Raw genomic sequence first — 283 nt, 5'->3', positions numbered from 1 at the left:
AGCAAATGCCGGTGACCTCGCCACAAGATGTACACACCGCGGCACAGTCATTGCTTAAAACGGATTATGCCTATCCCATTGAAAGGAAGTCCCTTGATGTCAATCGAGATCATGTCTTTTTTAAAGGGAAGGAATACATAGAGCAAGTCAGTCAGAAGCATCCCAATGCAGGTATCTATCTCACTGGACAAGCCCTTGCCGGTGCTGTTTGTGCTTATGTTGCAACAGAACAGTCAGCTGTCAAAAAAGCCGTCACCTTTGATAGCCCCAATATATGGAGCAG

1 pseudogene is annotated in these 283 nt (G+C 46.3%); it reads left to right on the top strand.

What is annotated here, in order from left to right:
* A pseudogene (locus SB658_RS23270) lies at positions 1 to 283 on the top strand (hydrolase); the annotation flags it as partial.

The organism is Bacillus sp. SIMBA_008, assembly GCF_046535495.1.
Taxonomy (GTDB): domain Bacteria; phylum Bacillota; class Bacilli; order Bacillales; family Bacillaceae; genus Bacillus; species Bacillus subtilis.
The sequence above is the reverse complement of the archived record's forward strand: the minus strand, read 5'-3'. Positions and strand labels throughout refer to the sequence as shown.